This is a genomic window from Aeromonas sp. s6 (assembly GCF_040907815.1).
Taxonomy (GTDB): Bacteria; Pseudomonadota; Gammaproteobacteria; order Enterobacterales; family Aeromonadaceae; genus Aeromonas; species Aeromonas caviae.
The window spans coordinates 56333-80237 of the sequence record NZ_JBFOCN010000072.1 but is presented as its reverse complement, the minus strand read 5'-3'; the positions used below and the strand labels follow the sequence as shown (position 1 = coordinate 80237).

At 64.5% G+C, this 23905-nt stretch carries 18 protein-coding genes and 1 pseudogene; 9 read left to right on the top strand and 10 right to left on the bottom strand.

Annotated features, from left to right (window positions below; all coding sequences use genetic code 11):
• Positions 1 to 11 precede the first annotated feature (11 nt).
• Together AB5Y50_RS11625 and AB5Y50_RS11620 are read left to right on the top strand one after the other, a co-directional pair.
• Complete coding sequence (locus tag AB5Y50_RS11625) at positions 12 to 602, top strand: hypothetical protein (RefSeq protein WP_039039859.1); 591 nt, start codon at positions 12 to 14, stop codon at positions 600 to 602.
• Positions 603 to 878: 276 nt separating this feature from the next.
• The gene (locus AB5Y50_RS11620; RefSeq protein WP_143237319.1) at positions 879 to 1094 is read left to right on the top strand and encodes a YdcH family protein; all 216 of its coding nucleotides are present in this window, start codon (positions 879 to 881) and stop codon (positions 1092 to 1094) included.
• 162 nt (positions 1095 to 1256) lie between these two features.
• Here the strand turns inward: AB5Y50_RS11620 and nifJ are convergent, their stop codons facing one another.
• Both nifJ and AB5Y50_RS11610 read right to left on the bottom strand, forming a co-directional pair.
• Positions 1257 to 4832: a pyruvate:ferredoxin (flavodoxin) oxidoreductase gene (nifJ, locus tag AB5Y50_RS11615; protein ID WP_368162889.1), complete on the bottom strand. Its 3576-nt coding sequence runs from the start codon at positions 4830 to 4832 to the stop codon at positions 1257 to 1259.
• On the bottom strand, positions 4829 to 6475 hold the full coding sequence (locus AB5Y50_RS11610) for an NAD(P)-binding protein (protein WP_201984672.1): 1647 nt from the start codon (positions 6473 to 6475) through the stop codon (positions 4829 to 4831). Before AB5Y50_RS11610 ends, nifJ begins: the two co-directional genes overlap by 4 nt.
• 350 nt (positions 6476 to 6825) lie before the next feature.
• On the opposite strand from AB5Y50_RS11610, the gene AB5Y50_RS11605 reads away from it, so the two are divergent.
• Complete coding sequence (locus AB5Y50_RS11605) at positions 6826 to 8628, top strand: hybrid-cluster NAD(P)-dependent oxidoreductase (RefSeq protein ID WP_201935429.1); 1803 nt, start codon at positions 6826 to 6828, stop codon at positions 8626 to 8628.
• Positions 8629 to 8708: 80 nt separating this feature from the next.
• Here AB5Y50_RS11605 and htpX read toward each other — a convergent pair whose 3' ends face one another.
• The 5 genes from htpX to bioB form a co-directional block, all read right to left on the bottom strand.
• Entirely contained in the window at positions 8709 to 9581 is an 873-nt protein-coding gene (htpX, locus tag AB5Y50_RS11600; RefSeq protein ID WP_010674070.1) for a protease HtpX, read from the bottom strand.
• A gap of 113 nt (positions 9582 to 9694) precedes the next feature.
• Positions 9695 to 10375, bottom strand: a complete 681-nt coding sequence (gene bioD, locus AB5Y50_RS11595; protein ID WP_201935431.1) for a dethiobiotin synthase — start codon at positions 10373 to 10375, stop codon at positions 9695 to 9697.
• A 108-nt stretch (positions 10376 to 10483) separates the two neighbouring features.
• Positions 10484 to 11287 (bottom strand): malonyl-ACP O-methyltransferase BioC, encoded by an 804-nt coding sequence (bioC, locus tag AB5Y50_RS11590; RefSeq protein WP_201935434.1) that lies wholly within the window; start codon positions 11285 to 11287, stop codon positions 10484 to 10486.
• A complete protein-coding gene (gene bioF, locus AB5Y50_RS11585) occupies positions 11277 to 12473 on the bottom strand; it encodes an 8-amino-7-oxononanoate synthase (RefSeq protein WP_201925016.1) in 1197 nt (398 codons plus the stop codon). Before bioF ends, bioC begins: the two co-directional genes overlap by 11 nt.
• Positions 12470 to 13558 carry a biotin synthase BioB gene (bioB, locus tag AB5Y50_RS11580; RefSeq protein WP_180911542.1) on the bottom strand — a complete coding sequence of 363 codons (1089 nt, stop codon included), beginning with the start codon at positions 13556 to 13558 and terminating at the stop codon, positions 12470 to 12472. Before bioB ends, bioF begins: the two co-directional genes overlap by 4 nt.
• A 193-nt stretch (positions 13559 to 13751) precedes the next feature.
• On the opposite strand from bioB, the gene bioA reads away from it, so the two are divergent.
• Both bioA and AB5Y50_RS11570 read left to right on the top strand, forming a co-directional pair.
• Positions 13752 to 15026: an adenosylmethionine--8-amino-7-oxononanoate transaminase gene (gene bioA / locus AB5Y50_RS11575; protein ID WP_201984675.1), complete on the top strand. Its 1275-nt coding sequence runs from the start codon at positions 13752 to 13754 to the stop codon at positions 15024 to 15026.
• A gap of 135 nt (positions 15027 to 15161) precedes the next feature.
• Positions 15162 to 15983 (top strand): HAMP domain-containing protein, encoded by an 822-nt coding sequence (locus AB5Y50_RS11570; protein ID WP_368162887.1) that lies wholly within the window; start codon positions 15162 to 15164, stop codon positions 15981 to 15983.
• On the opposite strand, the gene AB5Y50_RS11565 is transcribed toward AB5Y50_RS11570, so the two are convergent.
• Entirely contained in the window at positions 15971 to 16315 is a 345-nt protein-coding gene (locus tag AB5Y50_RS11565) for a hypothetical protein (protein WP_042016383.1), read from the bottom strand. The two genes, AB5Y50_RS11570 and AB5Y50_RS11565, sit on opposite strands and share 13 nt — an antisense overlap.
• Positions 16316 to 16513: 198 nt before the next feature.
• Between AB5Y50_RS11565 and asnS the strand changes: the two genes are divergently transcribed.
• The 3 genes from asnS (at position 16514) to AB5Y50_RS11550 (ending at position 20394) form a co-directional block, all read left to right on the top strand.
• Positions 16514 to 17914, top strand: a complete 1401-nt coding sequence (gene asnS / locus AB5Y50_RS11560) for an asparagine--tRNA ligase (RefSeq protein ID WP_039039869.1) — start codon at positions 16514 to 16516, stop codon at positions 17912 to 17914.
• Positions 17915 to 18266: 352 nt separating this feature from the next.
• On the top strand, positions 18267 to 19610 hold the full coding sequence (locus tag AB5Y50_RS11555; RefSeq protein ID WP_041215561.1) for an anaerobic C4-dicarboxylate transporter: 1344 nt from the start codon (positions 18267 to 18269) through the stop codon (positions 19608 to 19610).
• Between the two features lie 127 nt (positions 19611 to 19737).
• Complete coding sequence (locus AB5Y50_RS11550) at positions 19738 to 20394, top strand: adenine nucleotide alpha hydrolase (RefSeq protein WP_128274515.1); 657 nt, start codon at positions 19738 to 19740, stop codon at positions 20392 to 20394.
• A gap of 70 nt (positions 20395 to 20464) precedes the next feature.
• Here the strand turns inward: AB5Y50_RS11550 and AB5Y50_RS11545 are convergent, their stop codons facing one another.
• Together AB5Y50_RS11545 and dcuC are read right to left on the bottom strand one after the other, a co-directional pair.
• On the bottom strand, positions 20465 to 21604 hold the full coding sequence (locus AB5Y50_RS11545) for a M20 family metallopeptidase (RefSeq protein WP_182954489.1): 1140 nt from the start codon (positions 21602 to 21604) through the stop codon (positions 20465 to 20467).
• A gap of 140 nt (positions 21605 to 21744) precedes the next feature.
• Positions 21745 to 23120 (bottom strand): annotated as a pseudogene (gene dcuC / locus AB5Y50_RS11540) (C4-dicarboxylate transporter DcuC).
• A 285-nt stretch (positions 23121 to 23405) separates the two neighbouring features.
• Here dcuC and AB5Y50_RS11535 point away from each other — a divergent pair.
• On the top strand, positions 23406 to 23720 hold the full coding sequence (locus AB5Y50_RS11535) for a hypothetical protein (protein ID WP_010674057.1): 315 nt from the start codon (positions 23406 to 23408) through the stop codon (positions 23718 to 23720).
• Positions 23721 to 23905: the final 185 nt, after the last annotated feature.

Below are 23905 nucleotides of genomic sequence, written 5' to 3'. Positions count from 1 at the left end.
GCGGAATCACCATGAAGAAAATCGGACTCTTGTTGACGGCCATCCTGCTCAGCCCGCTCGCCATGGCGCAAACCGCCCCGGCGACCCCCAAGGCGCAGGCTCCCCAGACCTGGTATGTGGCCCCCATCGTCATCGACGAGACCAGCGAAGCCCAGAAGGCCCTGACCAAGGAGTTCACGGCCCAGATGATCAAGACCATCAAGATCAACGAGTACCAGACCGGCAAGGCGGTGGGCAAGACCAAATCGCCCAAGTGGCTGATCCGCACCAAGCTGATGCCCGCAAGCCAAGAGCCCCTGGTCGGCAAGAAGCACCCGCAGGGCCTCACCTACGGCAAGGGCATCCCCACCCAGGAGATCGTCGGCGAGCTCATCATGAACGGCACCCTGGTGGCCCACATCGGTCAGGGCTGGCGCGAACCCATCGTGCCGGGCACACCGGTGGCGGAGAAGATCTCCATCGCCAACTACCAGTACGCCATCGGCAACGAGGCCAAGGCGCCGGATCTGGAAGAGCTGGCGGCGCAGATCGGTTTCGAGGCAGGCAAGGTGATTGCCAGAGACGGCAAGCCCCTGCCCGAGAAGAAAAAGAAAAAAGAGTAAACGGCTCACCCGTTTCCAGTCAGGGGCCTCGCGCCCCTTTCTGTTGCCCGCCCCGTTGCAGACCCCCTCTCCCGAATGTGAAGCGGATCCCGCTTCTTTCCTCTGCTGCCCCAGGGTCAGCAGGCAATCATCTTGTAATTCAAACAGTTAAAAATCGCCCTTCCCATGCAGCAAATCCGTGGCCCCGAATTGGATCGGGATCACGTTTCTCCCCGGCAGTAAGGGGTACTTTGGTCTTGCAGGCACAATCAAACGACAACAAGGAGGCTTCATTACATGTTTCCGGAGTACAGAGATCTCATCTCGAAACTGAAGAGCAGTGATGTCCATTTCCAGAAGAAGTTTGACTTGCACAACGACCTGGATGTGGAGATCAGAAAGCTGGAGAAACACCACGCCAGCGACTACAGCTCCGAGGTGAAGGATCTGAAAAAACAGAAACTTAAACTAAAAGAGGAGATATACGACATCCTCAAACAACATCCACACTAGACGCCTCGACGAATACCTGGATAAGCAACTTATCCTGCCAGCCCGGCCCGACGCCGGGCTTTTTGTTGGCTGCTCACGAGGCGCGGCAACGGCCACTTCCCTTGGCACCGGAAAACGAAGCGGGCCAATGGCCCGCTTTGTCATACCTGTTTCACCCCATGATCACACCGGCGGATGGAACTGGCTGGCTTCGCGGGTGGCCATCTCCTCGTAGGTGGCCCACTTCTGCCACGCCACTTTTTGCGCCACCTGCATCAGCCGCTCGGCCTCCTGTGGATGGCTCTGGGCCAGCACCCGATAACGGGTCTCCTCCTGCCGGTATTCGGCGAGGGGGATGGAGGGGCGCAGGCTGTCGAGGCTGAAGGGGTTCTGCCCGGCGCTGCGCAGTACCGGGTTGTAGCGCATCAGCGGCCAGTGGCCCGAATCGACCGCACGCTTCTGTTGGGCCAATCCCTGCTCCATGTCGATGCCGTGGGCGATGCAGTGGCTGTAGGCGATGATAAGGGACGGGCCCGGATAGGCTTCCGCTTCCCGCAAGGCCTGTAGCGCCTGCTGCGGGTTGGCACCAAAGGCGATGCGGGCAACATAGACGTTGCCGTAGGAGATGGCCTGCAGCGCCACATCCTTCTTGGCCAGGGTCTTGCCCCCCGCCGCGAACTTGGCGACAGCGCCGAGCGGGGTCGATTTCGACATCTGACCGCCGGTGTTGGAGTAGACCTCGGTATCCATCACCAGCACGTTCACGTCGCGCCCGGAGGCGAGCACATGGTCGAGCCCCGCCGAGCCGATGTCATAGGCCCAGCCATCGCCGCCGATAATCCAGACGGAGCGGCGCACCAGCTGATCAATCAAGGAGAGCAGCTCGCGAGCCTTGCCGGATTTCACCTCTTCCAGCCGCTCGCGCACTTGTGCCACCCGGGTGCGCTGGGCGCGGATCTCCGACTCTAGCCGCTGCGGGGCGCTAATCAGGGTATCGACCAGCTCTGCGCCCAGCTCCCCCTTCATCGCTTCGAGGGCCGCCACCGCCTGACCGTGATGCTGATCGGCGGTGAGACGAAAACCAAAACCAAACTCGGCGTTGTCCTCAAACAGGGAGTTGGACCAAGCCGGCCCCTTCCCTTCACCGTTCTTGGCCCACGGGGTGGTCGGCAGGTTGCCGCCGTAGATGGAGGAGCAGCCGGTGGCGTTGGCCACCAACATGCGGTCACCAAACAGCTGGGTCAGCAGCTTGAGGTAAGGGGTCTCGCCACAACCGGCGCAGGCGCCGGAGAACTCGAACAGGGGTTCGAGGAACTGGGTGCCGCGCACCGTAGAGAAGTCCACCCGCTCGCGGGCAGGCCAGGGCAGGCTCTCGAACCATCGCAGCGCCTGTTTCTGGCCAGCAAGATGGGGCGCCTTGTCCATCATGGCGATGGCCCGCTCGCCCTCGTGTTCCTCATCAGCCCCGGCCCGCACCGGACAGGCCTGCACGCACTGGCCGCAGCCGGTGCAATCCTCCGGATAGAGCTGCAAGGTGTAGCGGCTGTCGGGGAAGCCCTTGGCGGTGACGGGTACCGACTGCGCTACCTCGGGGGCGGTCGCCAGCCAGTCCTGATGGTAGAACTTGGCCCGCAGCGCCGCATGGGGGCAGACAAAGACGCAGTTGCCGCACTGGATGCAGATATCCGAATTCCAAATCGGGATCTCGCGGGCGATATCCCGCTTCTCGAAGCGGCTGGTGGCGGTGGGGTAAGTGCCATCCACCGGCAGCATGGAGACGGGGATCAGATCGCCGCGCCCCGCCAGCATCTCGCCAGTGACCCGCTGGACAAACTCGCTGCCACCCGGCGCCAATGGCAGCGGATAGTCGCTGATCTGCTCCTCACCGGCCGGGATGACCACCTGATGGAGGTGGGCCAAGGTGTCATCCACCGCCGCGAAGTTGCGCTCGACCACTTCGGGCCCCTTGCGGGCATAGCTCTTCTCGATGCTCTCCTTGATCAGCGCAATCGCCTCATCCCGCGGCAAGATGCCGGCCAGGGCGAAGAAGCAGGTCTGCATGATGGTGTTGATGCGATTGCCCATGCCGTTACGCTCGGCCACCCGATCCCCATCGATGCAGTAGAGGCGGATATCGAGGGCGCGGATGCGGGCACGCAGCCGCTCGGGCAGCTCGGCCCAGACCCGCTCAGGCTCATAGGGAGCATTGAGCAGCAGGGTCGCCCCTTCGGCGGCGTGCTCCAGCAGGTCTACCGACAGGGCAAAGCCCCACTGGTGGCAGCCGATAAAGCTCGCCTGCTCGATAAGCCAGGGGGCGTCGATGGGCTCGGGGCCAAAGCGCAGGTGGGAGACGGTGCGCGAGCCCGACTTCTTGGAGTCGTAGACGAAGTAGCCCTGGGCGTGGAAGCCCTCCAGCTCGCCGATGATCTTGATGCTGTTCTTGTTGGCGCCCACCGTGCCATCGGCACCGAGGCCGAAGAAAAGCGCCCGCACCCGGCTGGCAGGTTCCAGATCACCGATGGGGTGCCAGGCCAGACTGAGGCCGGAAACGTCGTCCACTATCCCCACGGTAAAGCGCGGGCGCGGCGCATCGGAGGCCAGCTCCTCGAACACCGCCGCGCACATGGCGGGGGTGAACTCTTTGGAAGAGAGGCCATAGCGACCGCCACTGAGCCAGGGCAGCCGCTTGATAAGGCCGCGCTGCAAGCCGTCGATGAGGGCGCTCTGCACATCCAGCAGCAGCGGCTCGCCGCCTGCCCCCGGCTCCTTGGTACGATCCAGCACCGCCATGCGCCGCACGCTCTGCGGTAGCGCGTCGAGCAGCGCCTGCACCGGGAAGGGGCGATAGAGGCGAATGACCAGCACCCCGGTCTTGCGATCCTGCTGGTTGAGCCAATCCACCGTCGTGCGGGCGGTGGCCGCCCCCGAGCCCATCAGCACGATGACGTCGGTGGCATCGGGCGCGCCGTGGTACTCCACCAGCCGGTAGTGACGGCCGGTCAACTCGCCGAGGCTCTCCATGCACTGCTGCACCCGCGCCGGCACCGCTTCGTAGAAGGGGTTGACGCTTTCGCGGGACTGGAAATAGGTATCCGGGTTCTGGGCGGTGCCGCGCATCACCGGATGATCCGGGTTGAGGGCCCGCGCACGGTGGGCCCGCACCCAGTCGTTGTCGATCAGCGCCCGGATCTCATCTTTGTGCAGGGCGGTGATCTTGTTCACCTCGTGGGAGGTTCGGAACCCGTCGAAGAAGTGGATAAAGGGCACCCGGCACTGCAGGGTGACGCTGTGGGCGACCAAGGCCAGGTCCTGCGCCTCCTGCACCGAGCCGGAGGCGAGCATGGCAAAGCCGGTGCTGCGCGCCGCCATCACGTCCTGATGGTCGCCAAAAATCGACAGCCCCTGCGCCGCCAAGGATCGGGCCGCCACATGGAACACCGCCGAGGTCAATTCGCCGGCGATCTTGTACATGTTGGGCAGCATCAGCATCAGCCCCTGACTGGCAGTGAAGGTGGTGGCGAGCGCCCCCGCCTGCAGGGCGCCGTGTACCGTGCCGGCCGCCCCCCCTTCACTCTGCATCTCCACCACCGTGGGGATGTTGCCCCACAGGTTGGTCTGCCCCTGTGCCGCCCAGGCGTCGGCCAGTTCGGCCATGGTCGAGCTCGGGGTGATGGGGTAGATGGCACACACTTCGCTCAGCTGGTACGCCACCCGGGCTGCGGCTTCGTTGCCGTCAACCATGATCAGTTCATGTTTCATTGGGACTCCTCCGGTTGGCGAAGCTCGATGGAGTGGCAGGGGCACTGGTCGTGGCAGGCACCGCAGCCGGTGCAGCGCTCGGCATCCACCCGATACCCCAGACCCGGCCCCAACTTGGCGATGGCCTGCTCGGGGCAACTGCCGTAGCAGCCGTCACACTCGAAGCAGTTGCCGCAGGAGTAGCAGCGCGCCGCCTCGTAGCGGGCTGCCGTCTCGTCCAGCCCGCCGATGATCTCGCCAAAGTCGTCCCGCGCCGAGGGCGGTTTGACCGGCTGGCTGCTGGCCGGCGCATGGGTCTGGAACCAGAGCTGCAACTGCTCCGGCCCCACCAATGAATAGGAAAGCGGCTTGTGGTAGAGGCGACCGCGCAGCCAGGCATCCATGTGGCGCGCCGCCTTCTTGCCGTGGCCGGTGGCGATGGTGACGGTGCGCTCGGAGGGCACCATGTCGCCGCCAGCAAAGAGGCCCGGCACATCCGTCATCAGGTTCTCGCCAACCTGTACTACTCCCTCCTTGTTGACCCGCACGCCGGGGATGCTCTCCAGCACCGAGAGGTCGACCTCCTGACCCAGCGCCAGAATGAGGGAGTCCGCTTCGAGGGTTTCAAACTTGCCGGTGGGCACCGGCTTGCCCTCGGCATCCAGCGCCATCACCTCCACTTCGATATTGGTGCTATCGAGCTGGCGGATGGTGCGCAACCAGTTGATCTTGATCCCCTCCTCCTCGGCCTCATCGGCTTCAAAGGCGTGAGCCGGCATATGGTCCCGGTCGCGGCGGTAGATGATCATCGCCTCCTCGACCCCGAGGCGACGAGCGGTACGGGCCGCATCCATGGCAGTGTTGCCGCCGCCGTAGATGGCCACCCGCCGTCCCAGTTTGGGGGGCGGCAACCCCTGTTCTTCGGCAAGACTGGCCTGCTCGAGGAAACTCACCGCATCGAGGATCTTGCCTGCCTCCCGGGCCGGAATGTCGACCCGCTTGGCCAGATGGGCGCCGATGGCCATGAAGACGGCGTCAAAGCCCCCCTCGTCGCGCTCGCACAGCACATTCTCCACCTTGTGGTTGAGAGTCAGGGTCACCCCGGCCGCCACGATGCGGGCCACCTCCCGATCCAGCACATCGCGAGGCAGGCGGTAGGCGGGGATGCCGAAACGCAGCATGCCGCCGGCCAGCGGCCCCGCTTCGCGGATCTCCACCTGATGGCCGAGCCGGTTGAGGTGCCAGGCGCAGGAGAGGCCGGAGGGACCGGCACCGATCACCAGCACCTTCTTGCCGCTGGCAGGGGCAGGTGGCGCTGGCAGCCAGCCGCGGGCCAGCGCCTCGTCGCCGAGGAAACGCTCGATGGCGTGGATGGAGACGCCATCATCCACCTGGGCGCGGTTGCAGGCCGTTTCGCAGGGGTGATAACAGACCCGCCCGTGGACCGCAGGCAGGGGATTTTCTTCGATGAGGCGTTGCCAGGCCGCCTCGAAGCGGCCCGCTTCGGCCAGTGCGAGCCAGGCCTGGATGTTCTCGCCAGCCGGGCAGGCATGGTTGCAAGGTGGCAGGGCCGGCCGCCAGACGGGCAGCCAGGTGCGGACCGGGCCTGTTCCCGTTTTCTGGGAGAGATCCGGCTGCGGGGTCATATCCAGTTGTTTGCTCATACATTGCTTTCTTCTTTTTGTGTGACAGGCCCCATCCGAATGCGCTTGATACCGTTTTGCCTGGGCAGACGGTGGCCGGAGAGGGAAGAAGCGAAAGCGTCAGAAACTGGAAGCTGGCCCGATGATGGGCCTTTTTTTGTACGACATGGTGGATCAGGATCAATAAATGTTGCGCTTTATGGGTCGCCCCCTTCACAACCGGATCCCCGTCACACCCCGCAGCCATTCGGGCCTGTCGCCCGAGCCCCCTCGCCGCCCTCGACATGGGCAGCAGGAGAAGATTGCCGCCCGGGGCAGGAATCGTTATCTTCCCCTCTTCACAGGAATCCCCACAGCACAAGGACCAGGACATGCCGACCCTCGCCAGCATACATCTCTACCCCATCAAATCGACGGCAGGCATGCCGCTGGAGCGCGCCCGGGTGACCCAGGAGGGACTTGCCGGGGATCGCCGCTACATGGTGGTCAAACCGGATGGCACCTTTATCACCGCCCGCACCCATCCCCAGTTGCAGCAGGTGGTGGCCACCCCCGTCGAGGGGGGGCTGCAACTGCGCTATCCGGGTCTGCCCCCCCTTGCCCTCATGGAGGCGGCGTTCAGTCGCGCCCCTCAGCACACCGGAGTCTGGGGGGATCGCTTTACCGCCCTGCACACCGGGCCCGACGCCGATGAGTGGCTGAGCCGGGTGGCGAGGGAGCCGGTGCGCCTGCTCTGGCTCGGGGAGGCATCCGATCGTTTTCGGGAGAAGACCGGCACCCGGGTGAGCTTTGCGGACGGCTACCCCTTGCTGCTCATCAGCCAGGCTTCCCTTGAGGATCTCAACCTGAGATCCGATGCCTTGCACCAGATGAGCCAGTTTCGTACCAACCTGGTGGCGAGCGGCACCCGCCCCTTCGAAGAAGATGGCTGGAAGCGGATCCGCATCGGCGAGGTGGAGTTTCGGGTGGACAAGCCGTGCAGTCGCTGCATCATGACCACGGTGGAGGCAGGCACGGAGCGCTTCAATGCCCTTAAAGAGCCGCTGGCTACCCTCACCCGCTACCGCCGTGGCGAAGATGGTGAGGTCTATTTCGGCCAGAATCTGGTGGCCCTGAACGAGGGCTGGATTGAGGCGGGCAGCGAGATCGAGGTGCTGGAGCGGGCCCGGGCGCCGGTCTACCCCAACGCGGCCCCGAAAAAGCGGGAGCTGGTGTGCGTCGCCCGGGAACCCCTGGCCCGGGATCTGGAAACCTTCTGGTTCGAGGCCGCCGACGGCGAGCCCCTGCCCGACTACCTGCCTGGCCAGCACCTGCCCATCAGCCTCGATATCAAAAACACACGGGTTCAACGCCGCTACACCCTGAGCTCCACGCCGGAGCGGCCCGAGCGTTACAGCATCAGCGTCAAGAAGCTGGCCGATGGCCGCCTCTCCCCCTGGCTGCACCATGAGCTGCGCGTGGGCGATCACCTGCTGGCCGCCCCCCCGGCCGGCGAGTTTCACTTAGGGTCCGAGCGCAGGCTGCTGCTGCTCTCGGCGGGATCCGGTGTCACCCCCATGCTTTCCATTGCCCGCACTCTGGCACTACGGGGGGAGCTCGGTGACGTCCACTTCATGCACCTGTGTCGCAGCGAGGCAGACATTCCTGCCGCCAGCGAGTTGCACACCATGGCGCAGCAGGGAATGACCCTCACCCTGATCCTGAGCCAGCCTGACAAACACTGGCAGGGGCTCAAGGGACGACTCGGCGATGAGCACCTCGCACAGGTCAAGCAGCTCACCGAACGGGAGGTGTTTATCTGCGGCCCTCACGGCTTTATGGCCGATGCAGCCAACCGGCTGACCGCCCTCGGCGTACCGGCCGGGCGCATCCGCCAGGAGAGCTTTGGCGGGGCCCTGCTCTCGGTGGCCCGTCCCCATCAGGCGGTGCAACTGCGTATCGGCGAGCGGGAGTTTGCGGGCAACAACCAGGGCACCGTGCTGGATCAGGCCAACAAGCAGGGGGTAGAGCTGCCCTGGAGCTGCCGTGCCGGCATCTGCGGCAGTTGCAAGCAGACCCTGGTCTCGGGCGAGGTGGATCACCCCGATGCCCCCGCCATCAGCGCCGCCGAGCGTGCCGAGGGCAAGATCCTCGCCTGCTGCGCCGTGCCCCTGACGGATCTGGTGATCAAATAGGGTGATCGGGGGGCAAAACCCCGTCCCCGGAATGCAAAACGGCTGCCCGAGGGCAGCCGTTTTCTTTAGATGACTGGCTATCAGCCACGCAGGGCGGCGATGCGCTGCTCGATGGGCGGGTGGCTCATGAACAGCTCGCTCATGGAGCGCTTGCCGTTGATGCCGAACGCCATCATGGAACCCTCCATCTGCGGCTCGGCACCGCGGGCGAGACGCTGGAGCGCGGCAATCATCTTGTCGCGGCCGGCCAGCTTGGCGGCACCGGCGTCGGCACGGAACTCGCGCTGACGGCTGAACCACATGACGATGATGGAGGCGAGCACGCCGAACACCATCTCCAGCACGAACACGGTGATCATGTAGGCGAAACCGCCGGTGCTGCTGCTCTCTTCCTCGTTGTTGGAGCTGAAGAAGTTGCTGATGACGCCGGCCACGATGCGGGCGAAGAACATCACGAAGGTGTTCACCACCCCCTGGATCAGGGTCAGGGTCACCATGTCGCCGTTGGCCACGTGGCTCACCTCGTGGGCCAGCACGGCTTCCGCCTCGTCGCGGCTCATGCTGTAGAGCAGACCGGAGGAGACGGCGACGAGGGAGTCGTCACGGCGGGCGCCGGTGGCAAAGGCGTTCATCTCGGGGGAGTCGTAGATCCCCACTTCCGGCATCTTGATGCCAGCCTCACGGGCCTGACGGGCAACAGTGCTCACCAGCCAGTGCTCGGTCTCGTTGCGGGGCTGCTCGATGACCTGGACGCCATAGCTGCGCTTGGCCATCCACTTGGACATCAGCAAGGAGATAAAGGAACCCCCAAAACCGAACACGGCGCAGAACACCAACAGACCGGAAATGCTGGACTTGTTGATCCCCAGAACCGAGAACAGGATATTGAGTACCACCCCCAGCACCAGCATGACGGCCAGGTTGGTCACCAGGAATAGCATAATTCGCTTCATATTGACTCCTTGTGAGATATGGATGCATGGTTCGGGGCGCCCCAAGGGCGACCGATGCCACACTTGCCCCAGATAATAGACAGACTCGATGAATGTTTGCTGAATGTCTGGCCTCAGAGCAAGGGCGACACATCGAGACAGTGGTGCAAATCCACCTCATTCACCGCGTCCACGAAGGGGAGCTCCCCCAGAAATGGGGCCGGCAACATGGCTTTCAAGGTGTCCAGGTTCTCCTCGTAGCGGCTCATGTGTGGATCCACCCGGTTGATGACCCAGCCCGCCAGGGTCAACCCCTGCTGGCGAATGGCGCTGACGGTGAGCAGGGCATGGTTGAGGCAGCCCAGCCTGGCCCCCACCACCAGGATCACCGGCAGCCGCTCCTGGGCGACCCACTCCGAGAGCTGACGCTGATGATCCAGCGGCAGGAACCAGCCCCCCGCCCCTTCGACAATGACGAGATCGGCCCCAGCTCCCTCAATCTCCCGCAAGCCGGCGGAGAGACCCTCGAAGGGAATGCTCGCCCCCCGCTCACGGGCGGCGATATGGGGGGCGATGGGCGGCTCGAAGGCATAGGGATTGACCTGCTCGTAGGGCAGCGCAACCGTGGCCGCCTGCTGCAACAGCAAGGCATCCAGATTGCGAAGCCCCTCCGGGGTGCGGGTGCAGCCCGCCGACACCGGTTTGTACCCGGCGCAGCGAATGCCTCTGGCGGCAAGCGCCAGCAACAGGGTGCGAGCCACCAGGGTCTTGCCCACGTCGGTGTCCGTGCCCGTGATGAAATAGGATGTCCCCATGATGATTCCTCGATGCAGTGCAGGGGCGCAGAGGCACCCCGATATCCATGGTGAAAGGCAGGCGCGCGTCCTGCCGCTGAAGGGGTGGGTGCGCCGGGTCTTTTTGTGTCAGCGCCGCACCAGGCGCCCGAGGCAGACCTCGTAGCTGGCGGACAGCAGGCCGTCCGGTTGACGGTGGCGCTCGTAGGCCTCCCCCAGTCGCACCAGGCGCTGGCGATGACCCAGGCCCGCAGACCGCTCGTCGTTGACCTGGCTCGCACCTATCCCCTTGAGGTCGCGCAGCAGTCCGCTGAGCGCCGGGTAGGCGAGGGACCAGGTCAGCGGGCAGAGTGCCGGGGCCTCGAAGCCCCCGTCACGGGCCGCCTGCTGCAACTGGTGCAACGTCAGGAAGCGATTGACATGGTCACGACCATCCACGGCCCGCCAGGCCTCCCGCAGTTGCCACAGTGACCCCGAAAGCAGGGTCGAGAAGAAGACCTGTCCACCGGGTTTGAGCACCCGGTTGAGCTCGGCAAAGGCCTGGGCCGGCCGCTCGCACCACTGCAGGGCCAGGCTGGAGAAAACCCAGTCCAGGCTCTGGTCGGCAAAGGGCAGCCCCTCCGCGTCGCCGCACACCAGGCGGGCTCCGCTGCCGCGAAGGGCCGCCTGGGCCAGCATGCCGGGAGCGAGATCCAGCCCGGTCAGCGTCTCGCAGCGCGGCGCCAGGGCAGGCAGGAAGAAACCGGTACCGCAACCCAGATCCAGCCCGGCCCCTGAGCGCACCTCTTTCACGCCCCCCTCGTCCATGCGCGCCAGCAGCGACTGCCCCACCTCCTGCTGGAAGCGGGCGTGGGCGTCATAGTGGCGGGCCGCCGCCCCGAAGCGGCGGGCGAGCTGTGCCTTGTCCACCGACTGGAAACGCTCATGCACCATGGGCGCCCCCTCTCTCGTCGGTGGATGGGCGGGGTCCCAGGGCCTCGAGCAGGCGATCCACGTCATCTTCGCCATGGGCGGCGCACAGGGTGATGCGAAGGCGCGCCGTGCCGAGCGGCACCGTGGGCGGGCGGATGGCGCCGGCCCAGACACCGCACTCCCGCAGCCGCTCGGCCAGTTGCAGGGCAGCGACGCTCTCCCCCACCAGCAGCGGCTGGATGGGGGTATCGCTTGCCCCAAGCCGCCAGCCGAGCGCCTGCGCCCCCTGCCGGAACCGGGCGACAAGGCGAGCCAGGTGAGCACGGGCCTCATCGGCTACGCGTACCAGCTCGATGCTCTGGCGCACGGCGCACGCCTGGGCGGGGGGCATATGGGTGCTGTAGACATAGTGGCGAGCAAAATTGACCAGGTACTCCACCAGCTCGCGACTGCCACCCACAAAGGCGCCGGCCACCCCGAGCGCCTTGCCGAAGGTCCCCATCTGGATGTGCACGCTGGCAGGAGCAACCCCCTGGGCCGCCAGGGTGCCGCGCCCCTCGGCACCCAGCACGCCGAGGCCGTGGGCATCGTCAATCATCAGCCAGTTGCCGCTTCGGGATGCGAGTGTGGCCAGCTCAGCCCAGGGGGCCTGATCCCCGTCCATGCTGAAGACCCCTTCCGAGACGATCAGGCCCCGGTTTGGCTCAAGCAGCCGCTCAAGGGCCGCCATGTCGTTGTGGCAAAAGCGCTTCATCTTGCAGGGGAGCTGGCTCCCCATCTCCTGCAGGGAGGCGTGGTTGAGCTTGTCCTGCCACAGCAGGTGATCCTTGCCGAGCAGGGCCTTGAGCACCGCCTGATTGGCGGAGAAGCCACAGTTGAACAGCAGCACCGCCTCCACGCCGAGCCAGTCGGCAAGCGTCTCTTCCAGCTGCTGGTGAGCGCGACTGTAACCGGTCACCAGGGGCGAGGCGCCTGCCCCTGCGCCATATTGCGCCACCCCCGCCGTGAAGGCGGCCTTGATGGCGGGGTGACCCGCAAGGCCCAGGTAGTCGTTGCCAGAGACATTGAGGTAATCGCGCCCCCCGACCCGGATCCGCCCGCCGCTCGCCACATCCACCGGGGTGCGTCGGCGCAGCAGGGTGGCCTGTTCACGCTCGGCCAGCGCCTCCCCCAGGGCAAAGGGGCCGGTAACAACGGGCGTCATCATGGACGGAGGACATCTGCGCGGGAACGGGTGGCATCGTAGAAGAGTTCGCTCGGCTCGCTCTGGCGGTTCACCTCGGCCAGCAGCTCCTCCTCTTGAACCTGATCCGGCTTCTGGGCCCGCTGGGCGGGGCGGATGCCGAGGCGCTTGAAGAGCTGCATGTCGCTGTTTTCGTCCGGATTGGGGGTGGTCAGCAGCTTGCAGCCGTAGAAGATGGAGTTGGCCCCCGCCATAAAGCACATGGCCTGCATCTGCTCGTTCATCTTCTCCCGCCCGGCGGAGAGGCGCACGTGGGAGGCCGGCATCATGATGCGCGCCACGGCGATGGTGCGGACAAATTCGAACGGGTCCAGGTTCTCCTGGTTCTCCAGGGGCGTCCCCTTCACCTTGACCAGCATGTTGATGGGCACGCTCTCCGGGTGGCGCGGCAGATTGGCGAGCGCCATCAGGAGGCCCGCACGGTCTTTCGCCTGCTCCCCCATGCCGACGATGCCGCCGGAGCAGACCTTCATGCCGGCGCCGCGCACATGCTCCAGGGTGTCGAGCCTGTCCTGATAGGTGCGGGTGGTGATGATGTCGCCGTAAAACTCCGGCGAGGTGTCGAGGTTGTGGTTGTAGTAATCGAGCCCAGCAGCCCCGAGACGCACCGCCTGATCGGCGGTCAGCATCCCGAGCGTCATGCAGGTCTCCATGCCGAGCCCGCGCACCTCTTCAATCATGCGCAGGATGTAGGGCATGTCCTTCTCTTTCGGGTTGCGCCAGGCTGCCCCCATGCAGAAGCGGGACGAGCCGTTGGCCTTGGCCTCCCGGGCCCGCTCCAGCACTTTTTCCACCTCCATCAGCCGCTCGGTCTCGAGCCCGGTGTGGTAGCGAGCGCTCTGGGGACAATATTTGCAATCTTCCGGGCAGGCCCCGGTCTTGATGGAGAGCAGGGTGCTCACCTGCACCTCGTTCGGGTCGAAATGGGCGCGGTGCACCGTCTGGGCCTGGAACAGCAGATCGTTGAATGGCAGGGCAAAGAGATCCTGAATCTCGGACAGGGTCCAGTCGTGACGAAGGGCGTGGGCACCCGCGGTAAGAGCATTCATACATGGCTTCCGGTTGTTATTGGTGGGATCCTGCGCCGCGCTCAAGAGAGCGTTCGCCGCAAGACCCGCCAGCTGGACAGCGCGACGCCAGGGCGTGCGCGAAGCCAAGTGGCTGAAATTGTTGGCTAGTGTAGAGAGCACGCGTAGACTGTCAACACCGACCAGATCAAATCAATTGACAACAGAACGCAAAATGACCAATCAAGAATTCGACCTGCACCACGTCTGGCACCCCTATACCTCCCTCACCCATCCCCTGCCCTGCTATGAAGTGGCCAGCGCCAAAGGGGTGACCCTCACCCTGACGGACGGGCGCGAGCTGGTGGATGGCATGAGCTCCTGGTGGGCCTGCGTTCACGGCTATCAGGTGCCGGAACTGGACGCGGCCGCCACCGCCCAGCTCGGCAAGATGTCCCACGTGATGTTTGGCGGCCTGACCCATGCCCCGGCGGTCGAGCTCTGCCGCAAACTGGTGGAAATCACCCCGAAGGGGCTGGATCGGGTCTTTCTGGCGGATTCCGGCTCGGTGGCGGTGGAGGTGGCCCTCAAGATGGCCCAGCAGTACTGGCATGCCAAAGGGACGCCCCGCGCCAAATTCGTTGCCCTTCGAGGCGGCTATCACGGCGACACCTTCGGCGCCATGAGCGTGTGCGACCCGGATGGCGGCATGCACGAGCTCTACCAGGGCTTCCTGCCCGAACACCATTTCGTCGAAGCGCCAAGCTGCCGCTTCCACGCCCAGTGGGACGAGCAGAGCGTGGTGGAGCTGGCCACCCTGGTGGCGGATCATCACGAGGAAATTGCCGCCATCGTGCTCGAACCCATCGTCCAGGGGGCGGGCGGCATGCGCTTCTATCACCCCCGCTACCTGCAGTGGGTGCGCGCCCTGTGCGACGAGTTCGGCGTGCTGCTCATAGCAGATGAAATCGCCACCGGCTTTGGCCGCACAGGCCAGCTCTTTGCCTGCGACTGGGCGGGGATCAGCCCCGACATCATGTGCCTGGGCAAGGCGCTTACCGGCGGCTACCTCACCCTCTCTGCGACCCTGACCACCGAGCATGTCGCCCACACCATCTGTGACGGCAAGGCGGGCGTCTTCATGCACGGCCCCACCTTCATGGGCAACCCGCTTGCCTGCGCGGTAGCCAATGCCTCCATCGAGTTGCTGCTCGCCTCCCCTTGGCAGGCGCGGGTGCAAGCCATCGAACACCAACTCAAAACCGAACTGGTGGAACTGACCCTACACCCGGCGGTGGCGGATGTGCGGGTGCTCGGCGCCATCGGGGTGGTGGAGATGAAGGAGCGGGTGGACGTGGCGCGCATCCAGCGCAAGTTCGTGGAGCTGGGCGCCTGGATCCGTCCCTTTGGCAAGCTCATCTACCTGATGCCCCCCTTCGTCATCACCCCTGAAGAGCTGCGGGTATTGACCGGCGCCATCCACGAGGCCATCACCAGCGGCGAATATTGAGTCCGGATGAACGGGCCCTGCATGAGAACGCAGGGCCTTTTGGCGCTTTTTCATCAGAATGTGAGCAAGACACCAAAACCCGTCCGGCGAGGAGAGTAGACTGCGCGGGTTTTACCCAACAGATGTACCAGTCCCATGCGCCTCTCCATTGCTGCCAAGATCAACTTCTTCCTGCTCTTCATCTTCTCCATGGTGTTGGTGTTTTCTGCGGCCTATCAGGCGGTGCGCGAGCGTGACCTCATCCTGACCCTCATCAAGGAACAGAGCCGCGAGCAGACCGAGGCCTACTTCGACGGGCTCAACATGCTGATGCTGACCGGCAAGATGGACGCCCGCGACACCCTGCGCGCCAAGTTTCTCCATCACGCCCACGTGGAAGATGCCCGCATCGTGCGCGGGGCGGCGGTCAACAAGCAGTACGGGCCGGGCCGTGACGACGAGGCCCCGAATGACAGGTTTGATGCCCTGGCGCTGGCGGGCAAGGGGAGCCTGGAGGTAGAGCATGACGGCATGCACAGCCGGCTGGTGGTGACCCGCCCGCTGCTGGCCAGAAAGGATTTTCGCGGTACCGACTGCACCAGCTGCCACCAGGTGCCGGAAAACACCGTGCTGGGGGCGGTGCGTTTTGACTACTCCCTCGACACCCTGTTTACCCGGGTGGAGCAGAACATCCTCACCTCGGCCCTGAGTCTCACCCTCATCTTCGGGCTGGGACTCCTGCTCACCCTCTGGGTCATCCGCACCTGGATAGTCCGCCCCCTCAACCAGCTGACCCGTTCCATGGAAGAGGCCACCGATCGCAACGACTTCGGCCACAGGCTGGAGGGGGATGAAGGGGACGAGATTGGCCGGGTGGCGCTCGCCTACAACCAGATGCTCGACAGCGTGGAGCGCCAGATAGGCAAGCGCCCCGCCTCTCAGGGGCTGGATGACGGCGACCGCCCTCAGCCCCGGTAGTAAAGCAGCAGGCAGGCCACCAGGATCAGCAGCAGGATGAAGAGATTGACGTGGCGGGCATCTTCCTGCCGGCGGCTGCGGCCACGGGCCAGCACCAGCACCACCAGGGTCAGCAGGCAGCAACCCCAGAGCCCACGCTCCAGCCAGGGGGTGAGCAGGGGGTCCCAGCTCTGGCGCACCTTGACGCCCCCATAGACCAGAAAGCCGTAAGCCACCTCTGGCCGGGCGAAGTGATAGAGGGAGAGCAGGGCGACAAAGCCGCCCCAGCAGAGGATCACCAGCCCCTGCAACACCCGTATCCAGCCATCCGGCCCCCGCCTGCGCTCCTTCACCCTCACCCCCGTCCAGCCGCCATGATCCATGCACGATGCATGGGGAAATCCCCGCAAGGGTCCGACATTTTTGCTTGTTTATCAAACCTGCGCGGGTAAGATGAACGGCTTAGTCTGCCATGGTGGGCCAACTGCGCCCGGGCCAGACCCCTAGTGTTGCAAATAGCGCTGCAAGAACAAGCTGGAGACAATATTTCGATGACGCACGCATCCGTAGTTGATGTGCTGGCCGGTAAGTATTCGGTCGGCACCACCCTGACTGTGAAAGGGTGGATCCGGACCCGCCGCGATTCCAAGGCGGGGATCTCATTTTTGGCCGTTTCCGATGGCTCCTGCTTCCATCCGGTGCAGGCCGTCGCCCCCAATACCCTGGCCAATTACGAGAATGAAGTGCAACGTCTGACCACAGCTTGCTCCGTCGAAGTGACCGGCACCGTGGTCGAGTCCCAGGGCAGCGGCCAGGCGTTCGAACTGCAGGCCACCGAGGTCAAGGTGGTGGGCTGGGTCGAAGATCCGGACACCTACCCCATGTCTGCCAAGCGCCACAGCATCGAGTACCTGCGCGAGCAGGGCCACCTGCGTGCCCGCACCAACATCGTCGGTGCCGTGACCCGGGTGCGCAACTGCCTCTCCCAGGCCATTCACCGCTTCTTCCACGAACAGGGCTACCTCTGGATCGCGGCGCCCCTCATCACCGCCTCCGACACCGAAGGGGCCGGCGAGATGTTCCGCGTCTCCACCCTGGACATGGAAAACCTGCCGCGCACCCCCGAAGGCAAGGTGGACTACGACAAGGACTTCTTCGGCAAGGAGACCTTCCTGACCGTGTCCGGCCAGCTGAACGTCGAAACCTACGCCTGCGCCCTGTCCAAGGTCTACACCTTCGGCCCGACCTTCCGCGCCGAAAACTCCAACACCAGCCGCCACCTGGCTGAGTTCTGGATGGTGGAGCCGGAAGTGGCCTTCGCCGATCTGGAAGACAACGCCGCCCTGGCCGAAGCCATGCTGAAGTACGTCTTCAACGCCGTGCTGACCGAGCGCCGCGACGATCTGGAGTTCTTCGCCCAGCACGTGGACAAGGACGCCATCGGCCGTCTGGAGCGCTTCGTCGCCTCCGACTTCGCCCAGATTGACTACACCGATGCCATCGACGTGCTGCAAAACTGCGGCAAGAGCTTCGAGTTCCCGGTCTCCTGGGGCATCGATCTCTCCTCCGAGCACGAGCGCTACCTGGCCGAGGAGCACTTCAAGTCCCCGGTGGTGGTGAAGAACTACCCGAAGGACATCAAGGCCTTCTACATGCGCCTCAACGACGACGGCAAGACCGTTGCCGCCATGGACGTACTGGCCCCGGGGATCGGCGAGATCATCGGCGGCTCCCAGCGTGAAGAGCGTCTCGAGGTGCTGGATGCCCGTCTGGCCGAGATGGGTCTGAACAAGGAAGACTACTGGTGGTACCGCGATCTGCGTCGCTACGGCACCGTGCCCCACTCCGGCTTCGGTCTGGGCTTCGAACGCCTGGTGGTCTACGTGACCGGCATGGGCAACGTGCGCGACGTGATCCCCTTCCCCCGTACTCCCCGCACCGCCGAGTTCTAAGGCTACCCGCCCACTCGCACCGTGCAAAAGCCGACCCCCGGGGTCGGCTTTTTTTATGTCCGCCTCGCTCTTCCTGCCCCCGTTATTCCCGCCTTTTGCATGCCCAACCCTGTGCGCTCCCCCATCTTTCCCGTCATTTATCTGGTGTGTGCCAGGACGCGGCCCCCTGTTCAAGGGCTGAACCGTAGTTTTTATGCACTTAAATCGGAAAAAAGCCGGTTGTTGAAGCAACGCAATTTTTTACCCCTTTAGGGGTGACAAAATATCCATTAACCCTTCAGGGGTAATTAATGACAGCGGATCCCGGGCAGCTGGCCGATGGGGACATGGATAAAACACACGAGGTAATGGAATGATCTTGATGGAATTTTTGGTGGTACTCGGCTGCTTGCTGCTGGGTACCCGCTTCGGGGGCATGGGGCTGGGTCTTATCAGCGGTATCGGTCTGTTCCTGCTGACCTTCGTCTTCGGCCTGGTGCCGGGCGAGCCGCCGGTGCAAGTGATGCTGACCATACTGGCGGTCATTGGCTGCGCCGCCACCCTGCAGACCGCCGGCGGTCTCAACCTGATGATGCAGGTGGCCGAGCGTCTGCTGCGCCGCCACCCCCAGTACATCACCCTGCTGGCGCCGCTCACGACCTGGACCCTCACCTTCCTGTGCGGCACCGGCCACGTGGTCTACACCATGTTCCCCATCATCGCCGACATCGCGCTGCAGAAGAACATCCGCCCGGAGCGCCCCATGGCAGTGGCGTCCGTTGCCTCCCAGATGGCCATCTGCGCCTCGCCGGTCTCGGTGGCCGTGGTCTCCATGGTCTCCATCCTGGCGGCGGCTCACGGCGTGGGTCAGGCCTACGGTCTGCTCGACATCCTGATGGTCGCCATCCCCTCCTCTCTCATGGGTGTCATGATGGCGGCCCTGTGGAGCCTGCGCCGCGGCAAGGATCTGGACAAGGACGAGGAGTTCCAGGCCAAGATCAAGGACCCTGCGCAGCGGGACTTCATCTACGGCGGTGGTGAAACCCTGCTCAACACCAAGTTCCCGAAAGAGGCCTACTGGTCCACCTGGATCTTCTTCGCCGCCATCGCTGCCGTGGTGCTGCTGGGGGCCGATGAGGCGCTGCGCCCCGTCTTCACCATCAAGGAGAAGACGGGCCCCCTCTCCATGAACCTGGTGATCCAGATGATGATGCTGATCGCCGGCGCCATCATCCTGATGCGCTGCAAGGTCAAGCCGGGGGAGATCGCCAACGGCGCCGTCTTCAAGGCGGGCATGGTCGCCATCTTCTCCGTGTTCGGGGTCGCCTGGATGAGTGAAACCTTCTTCCAGGCCCACATGCCGCTGCTCAAGGAGACCCTGGCCCACGTGGTACAGGCCCAGCCCTGGACCTACGCCCTGGTGCTCTTCCTCATCTCCAAGCTGGTGAACAGCCAGGCCGCGGCGCTCACCGCCATCGCCCCCATGGGGCTGGCGCTGGGGGTCGAACCCAAACTGCTCATCGCCTTCCTGCCGGCAAGCTACGGCTACTTCGTGCTGCCGACCTACCCGAGCGATCTCGCCTGCATCGGTTTCGACCGCTCCGGCACCACCCGCATCGGCAAGTTCATCATCAACCACAGCTTCATCATTCCGGGCCTCATCGGGGTGGTGACCTCCTGTACCCTGGGCTTCATCCTGACCAGCATCCTGCTGTAACAGGCATCCGGTGCGAGCGGCTCCCCCGTGGGAGCCGCTTTTTTATCCCCGCATCCCCGGCCCGCGCTTTGCCATCGCCCCCCACTCTGGGTAGCATGAGCCCTCTTTTATTCAGCGGAAATCCCCCATGTCTCGCGTCATCCTGCTCTGGAGCGGCGGCAAAGATGCCATGCAGGCCCTCTGCCACGCCCGGGAAGCGGGCCATCAGGTGGTGGCCCTGATCACCTTTGCCCCGCCAGCGCCCCGCTTTCTCGCCCATCCCCTGTCACAGGTTCGCCGTCAGGCGGCGGCCCTCGCACTGCCCCATCGGCTGGTCACCATCGAAGCGCCCTTCGATCTCGGTTATGAGCGGGCCCTGGCGGCATTGAAAGAGGAGTGGCAACTCGATGGGGTCGTCACCGGCGACATCGACAGCGTGGGGGGCGCGCCGAACTGGATCCGCGAGCGCTGTCGCCCCCTGGGGCTCACCGTTCACACCCCGCTCTGGCAACAATCCCGCGAGGCGTTGCTGGCGGACATGCTGACCCGCGGCATCGTCGCCCACCTCTCCTGCGTCGATACCCGGGTGCTGGCCCCCGAGTGGGTGGGGCGCAAGCTCGATGCGACCACCCAGGCCGAATTGCAGCAACTGGCAGCAACCCGGGGCTTCGATGCCTGCGGCGAGCAGGGGGAGTACCACACCATGGTGACCGACGGCCCCGGGTTTGCGGCGCCGCTGACACTCGGCCACTGGCAGGTGGCGCGCCAGGAGCACCTCGCCTATCTGCTGGAGGACGAGGAATGACCTCTCACGAGGGCGACACATAAAAAACGGGAGGCGATGGCCTCCCGTTTTGCTTGTCCTTAACGTTGACCTAGTTGGCCAGCTTGCCCAGCACCCGCTTAAGCAGGCGGATGCGCGGCTCGATGCTGTCCAGCAGCAGGAACTCCGCCTCCGAGTGAAAGCCACCCCCCATGGGGCCGAAGCCATCGAGGGACGGCACCCCGGCCGCCGCGGTGAAATTGGCATCGGAGCCGCCACCGGCCTCCAGCCAGGTGAAGGGGACTCCCTCCTCCCTGCCTGCCGCCTCCACCAGTGCCATCAGGGCCTCGGTGTCGCCGCTCGGGCGCATCGCGGGCTTGAAGCTCTGGCGCGCCACCTCGACCCGGCAACCGGCGAGGAAGGGGTTGTTGGCCATGAAGGTGAGCCGGTCGTGCACCGCCTGCGCCTCTTCGTTGCGCCAGAAGCGCAGATCCACGATCGCCTCGGCAAAGTCGGGCACCACGTTGACGCCGGTCCCCCCCTGCACCACCCCCACGTTCATGGTGGTACCGGTTTCCATGTTGACCTGCTGGTTGATGGCGAGCACCCAGTGGGCCAGCTCCGTGATGGCGGAGATCCCTTGTGCCAGGGCCGAACCGGCATGGGAGGCCTTGCCGTGGAAGGTGATGCGGTACTTGGCATTGCCCTTGCGGGCGCTGATGAGATCCCCGCTCGGGCGGGCCGCCTCGGCCACCAGCACGCAGCCGCTCTGTTTGGCTTTTTTCACCAGCCATTCTTTGGACCAGGGGGAACCAATCTCCTCGTCGCAGTTGCAGCAAACCAGCACCTTGAGCCTGGCCAGCACGGCCGGGTCCAGCTCTTTCAAGGCATACCAGGTAGAGAGCAGGCCGCTCTTCATGTCCGAGACGCCGGGGCCAAAGGCCTGATTGCCTTCGATTTTCAGCGGTCGCTTGGCCGCCGTCCCCTCGGGGAAGACGGTGTCCATGTGACCCACCAGCATGACGTCGTAGTGATCCGCCCCCGGGGCATTGGTTGCCTCGAGGCAGGGGCCGCACTCGGCGGCGAACTGGTGGCGGGTCACCTGCCAGCCGATGGCCTCATATTTCTCGGTCATGATGTCGGCGACCCGGGCCACCCCGGCCGGGGTGCGGGTGCCGCAGTCGAGGTTGATGAGCGGGGCGAGATCCGCCAGATAGGTATCGAGGGAAAACGGGCGCGTGAGGTCGTTCATTGTCTTCTCCATGGAACAATCTGCGTAAAACACAGACTGTTTTTGCAACGATAAGAGTGGGCGGGCACTCGACGCCGCCTCGTCAACGGCGGTCGGCCAGCGTGGATCAACTGGCCGCCGCCTCTACTACACCAGAGCCTTTACATGAACAGCAGATAGTTGAGGAGCAGCGCCGTCACCAGGGCCCCCGCCATGGGCACGCTGGTGCGCTTGACCACCACGAAGGGAGAGACCTTGGCGATGCCCGCACAGGCGATGAGCACCGCCGCGATGGGGGAGACGGTGCGGCCGATGCTCGAGGCGAGCTGCATCGGCAGCAGCATGGTCACCGCTGGCACGCCAAACTTGGCTGCCACCGCGGGGGCCAGGGAGGAGAAACTGAGGAAGGCTGCGTTGCCCGAGCCCATGATGACCGCCGCCACCATGATGAGCCCCACCATCACCAGAGTCATCAGGCCGCTGCCGATGCCGGCATTGCTGGCAGAGTGCAGCAGGGTATCGATGGCGCCGATGGCCTTGAGGGATTCGGCGAAGAGCTCGGCACAGACGATGAGCGCCACCACGGGGCCGAACACCTTGCCCATGCCGTCGAGGAAGCTGGAGAGCCCCGCGAAGGCGGTGCGCACCGAGCGGGTGCGCAGCAGCTCGCACAGCATGCCGATAAAGACCGACAGCAGCATGGCCACCTCCACGCTGACGCTGATGCTGGTCACCAGGAGCTTGGAGAAGGTCATCATCAGTACGAAGGGGATGATGGGCAGCAGGCCGTACCAGGTTGGCGCGGCCACCTCGTCCGCCCCTTTTTCGTCAAGCTCCGCGTGCTCGCCGCGATGCAGGGCCGGATCCCAGCCCTCCTGACGGTCACAGTGCCGCTGCCAGAAGAAGTGCAGCACCATGGTCACCAGCAGCATGGGGGCCACCAGCCAGATCTGGTAATCGACGAAGTAGCTGGTGGGATCCATTCCGGACTGATCGGCGGAGAAGATGGCGTTGGTCTGGGTCGGGCCGATTTCGAACGCCTGGGAGGTGGCGATGACGCCGCAGGCGGAAGCCGGGCTGATGCCGAGGTTGCGCATCACAGGGTACATGGTGACCATCAACAGCAGGCCAAGGCCGGTGGCGGAGGTGACGAACAGGGAGACGAAGACCGCCACCAGGTAGCAGATGGCCAGCATCAGGTAGCTGGACTGGATGCCCGCCACCGGTTTGACCGCCACCCGCACCAGGGCCTGGGAGGCGCCGATATGGGACATGTAGGTGGCAAAGCCCGCCACCGCCATGATGGTGAGGCCAAGGCCCGCCGCCCGGTAGGAGAAGATCCCCTTGAACACCTCGAACAGGTCGAACAGGGCGAAGCCGGTGCTCTTGTCAGCGGGCAGAATGGGTGCAATCCCAGCCAGTAGGCCACCGCAAAGAGGGCCATGCCCGCCAGCGCCAACACCGCCTGCGGGTTGTAATCCTTGATGATGCCGTAGACCACGGCGATCAGCACGAGCAAGACGAAGACGAGTTCCAAGGTGCACTCCTGACAAGATTATCGAGAAGCGCAATTTAGTGGGGGATCTCCCCTTTCCTCTTGATCACCATCAACAAAGATGGAAAAAGCAAACGGTTGTAGATTTTTATTCCGAAAATAAAATTAAAAACGACATTTAACATCAAGGAACTGGATCTAGAATGCTCCCCAGGGTATCCCTGACCGACAACCGCCACTTTGTTTGCGTTGGATCAACATCCCGCCGGGGTGAACTGGCCAAGATGCCCGTCGACACAGAGCGACCATTTCGCACCGGAGAGAGTTATGACAAACCAAGCCACCGCAGGCACCCCGACCTGCGACTGCAAGCTGTGGGACATCCTCGTCGAGTCTGCAAAGGAACGCACCACCATTCGTTACTCCAAACTGGCCAGGCAGGCCGGGCTGGAGCAGTGCCAGGATGAACTGCGCACCCTGCTGCAACGCATCCGCATGTATTGCACCGAAAATCACCTGCCCATTCTCTCCGCCATCGTGATGGATGATGTGGGCAAGTACGCCGGCCTCTCCTCCAGCCTGCCGGATGCCCCCTGGGAGCGGGCACGGGTCTTCGATCACGAGTGGACCACCCTGCACTGAGTGCCGCCCCCTGAATCCGGAACGCGCCCATACCAGCAGGCGCGTTCTGGTTTTTGGCCCCCACCGTTTCTTCCCCGGCCCCAGCGGCCCATCCGGCCAGGTGTGCTTCCCTGTGAGGCGCCCTGCCCCCTGTCGTCCTATCCGGCCAGGCGTGCAGCATAAGGGCCTCCTGCCCCCGGTCTCCC